At 70.2% G+C, this 6,156-nt stretch carries 7 protein-coding genes; 6 read left to right on the forward strand and 1 reads right to left on the reverse strand.

From position 1 onward, the window contains the following. The 4 genes from Q7T09_RS20415 to Q7T09_RS20430 form a co-directional block, all read left to right on the forward strand. Window positions 1-417 (forward strand): ATPase, T2SS/T4P/T4SS family (locus Q7T09_RS20415; protein ID WP_304702099.1); only part of this gene is annotated, 417 nt, incomplete at its 5' end. A 3-nt stretch (window positions 418-420) separates the two neighbouring features. Beyond that, a complete protein-coding gene (locus tag Q7T09_RS20420) occupies window positions 421-1,401 on the forward strand; it encodes a type II secretion system F family protein (RefSeq protein ID WP_304702100.1) in 981 nt (326 codons plus the stop codon). Window positions 1,402-1,411: 10 nt separating this feature from the next. Beyond that, on the forward strand, window positions 1,412-2,392 hold the full coding sequence (locus Q7T09_RS20425) for a type II secretion system F family protein (RefSeq protein WP_304702101.1): 981 nt from the start codon (window positions 1,412-1,414) through the stop codon (window positions 2,390-2,392). A 44-nt stretch (window positions 2,393-2,436) separates the two neighbouring features. Further along, complete coding sequence (locus Q7T09_RS20430) at window positions 2,437-3,543, forward strand: acyltransferase (RefSeq protein WP_304702102.1); 1,107 nt, start codon at window positions 2,437-2,439, stop codon at window positions 3,541-3,543. Here Q7T09_RS20430 and Q7T09_RS20435 read toward each other — a convergent pair whose 3' ends face one another. Next, window positions 3,544-4,365 carry a tetratricopeptide repeat protein gene (locus Q7T09_RS20435; protein ID WP_304702103.1) on the reverse strand — a complete coding sequence of 274 codons (822 nt, stop codon included), beginning with the start codon at window positions 4,363-4,365 and terminating at the stop codon, window positions 3,544-3,546. Window positions 4,366-4,465: 100 nt separating this feature from the next. On the opposite strand from Q7T09_RS20435, the gene Q7T09_RS20440 reads away from it, so the two are divergent. Together Q7T09_RS20440 and Q7T09_RS20445 are read left to right on the forward strand one after the other, a co-directional pair. Next, a complete protein-coding gene (locus Q7T09_RS20440) occupies window positions 4,466-5,851 on the forward strand; it encodes a M17 family metallopeptidase (protein ID WP_304702104.1) in 1,386 nt (461 codons plus the stop codon). After that, the coding region (locus Q7T09_RS20445; RefSeq protein WP_304702105.1) for an SH3 domain-containing protein at window positions 5,848-6,156 on the forward strand (309 nt) is incomplete at its 3' end. The genes Q7T09_RS20440 and Q7T09_RS20445, both read left to right, overlap by 4 nt.

Genomic DNA, 6,156 nt, shown 5'->3' on the forward strand with positions numbered 1-6,156 from the left:
TTCGACCTGCTGCAGGCGATGAACACCGGCCACGACGGCTCGATGGGCACCCTGCACGCCAACAGCCCGCGCGAGGCCATCAGCCGGATGGAGTCGATGATCACCATGGGCGGCTATGGCCTGCCCTCGAAGACCATCCGCGAGATGATCACCGGCTCGGTCGATGTGATCATCCAGGCCGCTCGCCTGCGCGACGGCAGCCGCCGCATCACCCACATCACCGAGGTGGTCGGTCTCGAGGGCGAGGTCATCGTCACCCAGGACCTGTTCGTCTACGAGATGACCGGCGAGGACGACAATGGCCGGGTGTTGGGCAAGTTCCGCTCCACCGGCATCGCCCGCCCCCGCTTCTGGGATCGCGCCCGCTACTACGGGCTCGAGCGCGAGCTGGCGGAAGCCCTCGACGCGGCGGAGTAGGCGATGTTGACAATCATCGTCGCCGTCCTGGCCTTCATCACCATCGCCGGCCTCGGCTTCGCGTTCGCCGGCGGCGATTCCGAGAGCACGCGGGCGACCAAGCGAGCCCAGGCCCTGGTCAGCGGCGGATCGGGCGAGTCCCGGGTGCGCGGCGGCCGCACCCCGGCCAACTCGCCCGAGGCCCGCCGCAAGGCCATCCTCAAGACCCTCAAGGACCAGGACCGGCGGCAGAAAAAGGCCACGCTGTCGATCGCCGCGCGCCTGCAGCAGGCCGGCCTGACCTTCACCGAAAAGCAGTTCTGGATCGCCAGCGCCGTGTTCGGTCTGGTCATCGGCGCCCTCTCCCTGCCGTTCGGCAGATCGCCGCTGATCGCGCTGGGGCTGGCGTTCGCGGCCGGACTGGGCCTGCCGCGCTGGGTCGTGGGCTTCATCGCCAAGGGCCGGATGAAGAAGTTCACCGAGGCCTTCTCCGACGCCATCGACATTATCGTGCGCGGCATCAAGTCCGGCCTGCCCGTCCACGACTGCCTGAAGATCATCGGCAAGGAAAGTCCCGAGCCCCTGGCCGGCGAGTTCCGCCGCCTGGTCGAGAACGTCGCCATGGGCCTGGCGATGGATCAGGCGCTGGAGAAGATGTACGAGCGCATGCCGACCAACGAGCTGCGTTTCTTCGCCATCGTTCTGGCCATCCAGCAGAAGACCGGCGGCAACCTGGCCGAGGCGCTGAACAACCTGTCGGTCGTGCTGCGCGGCCGCAAGCTGATGCGCGAGAAGATCAAGGCGCTGTCGTCGGAGGCGATCGCCTCGTCCTTCATCATCGGCAGCCTGCCGCCAGGGGTCGTGACCCTGATCTCGATCACCTCGCCGAAATACATGGCCCCGCTGTTCACCGACCCGCGCGGCCACCTGATGCTGATGGGCGCGGTGTTCTGGATGAGTCTCGGCATCTTCGTGATGCGCAAGATGATCAACTTCAAGTTCTGAGGGCGGACCGATGGATCTCGTCCAGCTCCTGACCGACCCGGACAATGTGCTGACGGCCTTCGTCGCGATCGTGGCGTTCGCCACCATCGTCACGCTGGTGCGGCCGATGCTGTTCACCTCAAGCCTCGAAGGCCGACTCAAGTCGGTGTCCAATCGCCGCGAGGAGCTGCGCCGCCGGTCCCGCGAGGAGATAGCCAAGCGCGCCTCGGGCAGCAGCCTGCGGCAGACCGACGAGGGGCTGTACAAAAAGGTCGTCGATCGGCTGCAGCTGTCGCGGCTGCTCGAAGATCCCAAGGTCGCCGAAAAGATGGCCCAGGCCGGCTTCCGCGGTCCCCGGCCGATCAGCGCCTTCTATTTCTTCCGCTTCCTGATGCCGTTCGTGTTCGCCATGACGGCGGCCTTCTACCTGTTCGTGGTCAACGACTTCGGCCTGCCGACCATGAGCCGCTTCACCATCTGCGTGGCGGCCCTGCTGCTCGGCTACTACGCGCCCAACGTCTACATCAGCAACGTGGCCCAGAAGCGCCGGGAGTCGATCGTGGCGGCCTTCCCCGACTCCCTCGACCTGCTGCTGATCTGCGTCGAAAGCGGCATGTCGATCGAGGCGGCGATCCAGAAGGTCAGCCAGGAGATCGGCGGCACCTCGATCGAACTGGCCGAAGAACTGACCCTGGTCAGCGCCGAGCTCAGCTACCTGCCCGAGCGCCGCCAGGCCTACGAGGGCCTGGCCAAGCGGACCAACCACCCGGGCGTCAAGGCCGTGGCCACGGCGATGATCCAGGCCGAGCGCTACGGCACGCCGCTGGGCGCCGCCCTGCGGGTGATGGCCAAGGAAAACCGGGACATGCGCCTGGCCCAGGCCGAGAAGAAGGCCGCCCAGCTGCCCGCCAAGCTGACCGTGCCGATGATTCTGTTCTTCCTGCCGGTGCTGTTCATCGTCATCCTCGGGCCCGCGGTGATCAAGGTCCAGGACATGGTCGCCCAGAACTAGGCGCGTTTACCTGGCCTTGAGGCGTTACGCCGCAGAGTGGCGGCATGCCACGGCCAGAGAACCTCAAGCCCCTGACCACCCTGCGGATCTACGCCGCGGCCTGGGTGGTGCTCTATCACTACTGGCCCCTGCTGGTGGCCGGCGCCCGGCCGGGCGCGGTGGAAAAGGGCTATCTGGGCGTCGAGCTGTTCTTCGTGCTCTCGGGCTTCATCCTCTCCCACGTCTATCTGCAGAGCTTCGGCGAGAAGCGGTTCTCGTATGGGAGCTTCCTGTGGGCGCGGCTGGCGCGGATCTACCCGGTCCATATCGCGGTGTTGGCGGGCCTGGCCCTGCTGATCGCCGCGGCGTCCGCCGCCGGCTTCCAGGCGGGCGACGAGGTCGTGGTCTGGAGTTCGCTGCCGGCGCAGCTGCTGCTGATGCAGGCCTGGGGCCTGGGGCAAGAAGGGGGTTGGAACCACCCCTCCTGGTCGATCTCGGCCGAGTGGTTCGCCTATCTGGCCTTCCCGGCCTTCGCGATGATCTTCTGGCCGCTGCGGGCGAGGCCTTGGGTCGCCACGGGCCTGGCGGCCCTTCTGGTGGTGGTCCTCAACCTGGTCTTCCCGCTGTTCGCCGGCCATCCGCTCACCGAGGCGACCACCGCCTGGGGCGCGCTGCGGATCGTCCCGTGCTTCGCGCTTGGCTGCGCCGTCTATCTGCTGTGGCGCAACAAGGCGGTGGTCTCGCCCACCGGCGCCAAGGCGCTGACCGCGGGCCTGATCGCGGCCATCGCCGCGGGCGCGGCGCTGACCATTCCCGACCTCTTCATGGTGCTGCTGTTCGGAGGCCTGATCCTGGCCCTGGCCAGCCTCGCCAGCTCAGGCTCCAACCTGATGGGTTCCAAGCTGGGGGTCTATCTCGGCGAGGTCAGCTTCGCCGTCTACATGGTCTGCATCCCCTGGGAGCTGGTCTTCACCCGGGTGGCGCGCACCGCGCTCGGTCTGCCCGAGGGCCTGCTGCCCTGGCCGGTCTGGGCCCTGATGTTCGCCGGCGTGATCCCGGCGGCCATGGTGGTGCACCATCTCGTGGAGCGGCCGGCGCGCAGCGCCATGCGGGCCTGGGAGGCTTCCGGCTTCCGGCTGGGCGGACGTCGTGAGGTCGCCGACGCGACCTGACTACTGCGCGGTGCGTACGGCGTCCCAGGAGCGCGGCGGGCCCGCGGGACCGGGCGCGGCGGCGCGCAGGAAGGCCATGTTGTTGGCCACGGCCTCCGGCGGCAGGTCCTGACGCACCAGCCGCTCGGCCTCGTCGAAGCGTCCCTGCAGGCCCAACACCAGGGCCAGGTTCTGGCGGACCGCCATGGTGGCGCCGGGCTTGGCGGCGGCCGCCCGCAGCAGGGTCTCGGCCTCACGCGCGTCCCCGTGGCTGGCGTAGAAGAGCGCCAGGTTGCAAAGCACGGCGGGGTTCTCGGGCGCCAGGCCGGCGGCGAGGCGGTGGGCGGCCAGGGCCTCCTCCGGCCGGCTGGCCTGTTCATAGGCGATCCCCAGCAGGGACGGCGCGCGCCAGTCGCGGGGGGCGAGCGCCTGGGCCTGGCGGGCGGGCTCGATGGCATAGAAGCCCTGGCCACGGCCGACCTGGGCGCGGGCGACCTCCAGCAGGGCCTCGATATTCTTGGCATCGGTGACCAGCACGCGCTTGGCGGCCTCCGCGGCGTCCTCGTACTTGCCCATGGCGCGCAGGGCCTGGGACAGGCCGACGCCGGCCTCGCCGTCGCGGGGGTCGAGGTCGGCCTCGCGGCCCCAGAAGGCGGCGCGGGCCAGGGGGTCGAGGCGCCCGGCCAGGCCGCGCTCCTCGGCGCTGGCGCGGCGCGCGCCCTCGGGTGCGGCCGAGGCGGCGGCGGCGGCGGCGGGCGGAGCCTTGGGCGCCCTGGCCAGGGCGGGCAGGGCGACCAGGCTGAGGGTCAGGGCGGTTGCGGCGAGCGCCGACATGCGACACATGAACGGGACGGGCTCCGGGATGAGGTCGACACCATCCCAGACCCGCTTAAAGGAAGCGTTAAGCATAAGCGGGCGCCCCGCCCCGCGTCAGGGCCGATCCATGACCGAAGTGATCCTTGCGACCTCCGACCGCGCCGTGGTTCCCGTCCACGCCCTCTATGACGGGGATCTGGCGGGCTTCCTGGAGGGCCGTCCGGCCTTCGTGAAGGCCTTCGCCGAGACCGCCGAGTTCAAGGCCAAGGCCGGGCAGCTGCTGGTCCTGCCCAATGCCGAGGGCGGGATCGAGCGGGTGCTGTTTGGCCTGGGCTCCAGCCCCGCCGACCCCATGGTGTTCCGGGCCCTGCCCGCCAAGCTGCCGGCCGGCGACTACCGAATGGCCGTGGCCCCGGTGGGGATCAGCGCCGACCAGATCGCCCTGGCCTTCGCCTTGGGCAGCTACCGGTTCGACCGCTACAAGCAGAAGAAGACGGCCGAGCGGCCGCGCCTGGTGGCCGAGGGCGTCGACATCGCCGAGGTCAATTCCATCGCCCATGCCTGCGCCCTGGCCCGCGACATGGTCAACACGCCGGCCAACGACCTGGGCCCCCTGCAACTGGAGACCATCGCCCGCGAGATCGCCGAGCAGCATGGGGCCTCCATCACGGTGATCACCGGCGAGGGTCTGCTGGAGGCCAACTACCCCGCCGTCCACGCCGTGGGCCGCGCCGCGGTGGAGGCCCGAGCCCCCCGGATGATCGAGATCACCTGGGGCGAGGCCGGCAAGCCGCTGGTGGCCCTGGTGGGCAAGGGCGTCGTCTTCGACACCGGCGGCCTGGACATCAAGCCCTCGGCCGGGATGCGGCAGATGAAGAAGGACATGGGCGGCGCCGCCGCCGTCCTGGGCCTGGCCCGGATGATCATGGCCGCCAGGCTGCCGGTGCGCCTGGCCGTCCTGATGCCGGTGGTGGAAAACGCCATCAGCGGCGACGCCATGCGGCCGGGCGACATCCTGGACAGCCGCAAGGGACTGACCATCGAGGTGGGCAACACCGACGCCGAGGGCCGCCTGATCCTGGCCGACGCGCTGACCCGCGCCGCCGAGCTGGAGCCCGCCCTGACCCTGGATCTGGCCACCCTGACCGGCGCCGCGCGCGCCGCGCTGGGGCCGCAGCTGCCGCCGTTCTACACCGACGACGATGAGCTGGCCGGCCAGATCGAGACGGCCATGAACCAGGTCTCCGACCCCATGTGGCGGATGCCCCTGTGGAAGGGCTATGTCGACGCCCTCGACAGCGACATCGCCGACATCAAGAACGATCCCGACGGCTGGGCCCAGGCGGGCTCGGTGACGGCGGCCCTGTTCCTGCAGCGGTTCGCGCCCGCCGGCCCCTGGGCCCACTTCGACATCTTCGCCTGGAACCCGCGCGGGCGTCCGGGCTGGACGGCGGGCGCCGAAGCCCAGGCCATCCGCGCGCTCTACCAGATGATTCGGACCCGGTTTGCGTGAGCCGCGATCCCCGCAACACGCTGGCCCGTCCCGACCTCGCCGTTCGGTCCCTTGAGGGGCTGGCGGCGGCCGGCGCCTATGGTGACCCCGCGCCCATGACCGCCGTGGTTCCGGCCGCGCCCCTGCGCGCCGGCCCTGACGCCGACGCCGAGCAGGTGGACCAACTGCTGTTTGGCGAGACCTTCGACGTGTTGGAGGAGACGGGCGGCTTCTGCTGGGGTCAGGCGCGGCGGGACGGCTATGTAGGCTTCGTGGCCAAGGCCGACCTGGCGCCCCTCGCGCCGGCCCCGACCCACAGGGTGTCG

The sequence above is a fragment of the Phenylobacterium sp. genome, assembly GCF_030645195.1.
In the GTDB taxonomy this organism is placed as follows: Bacteria; Pseudomonadota; Alphaproteobacteria; order Caulobacterales; family Caulobacteraceae; genus Phenylobacterium.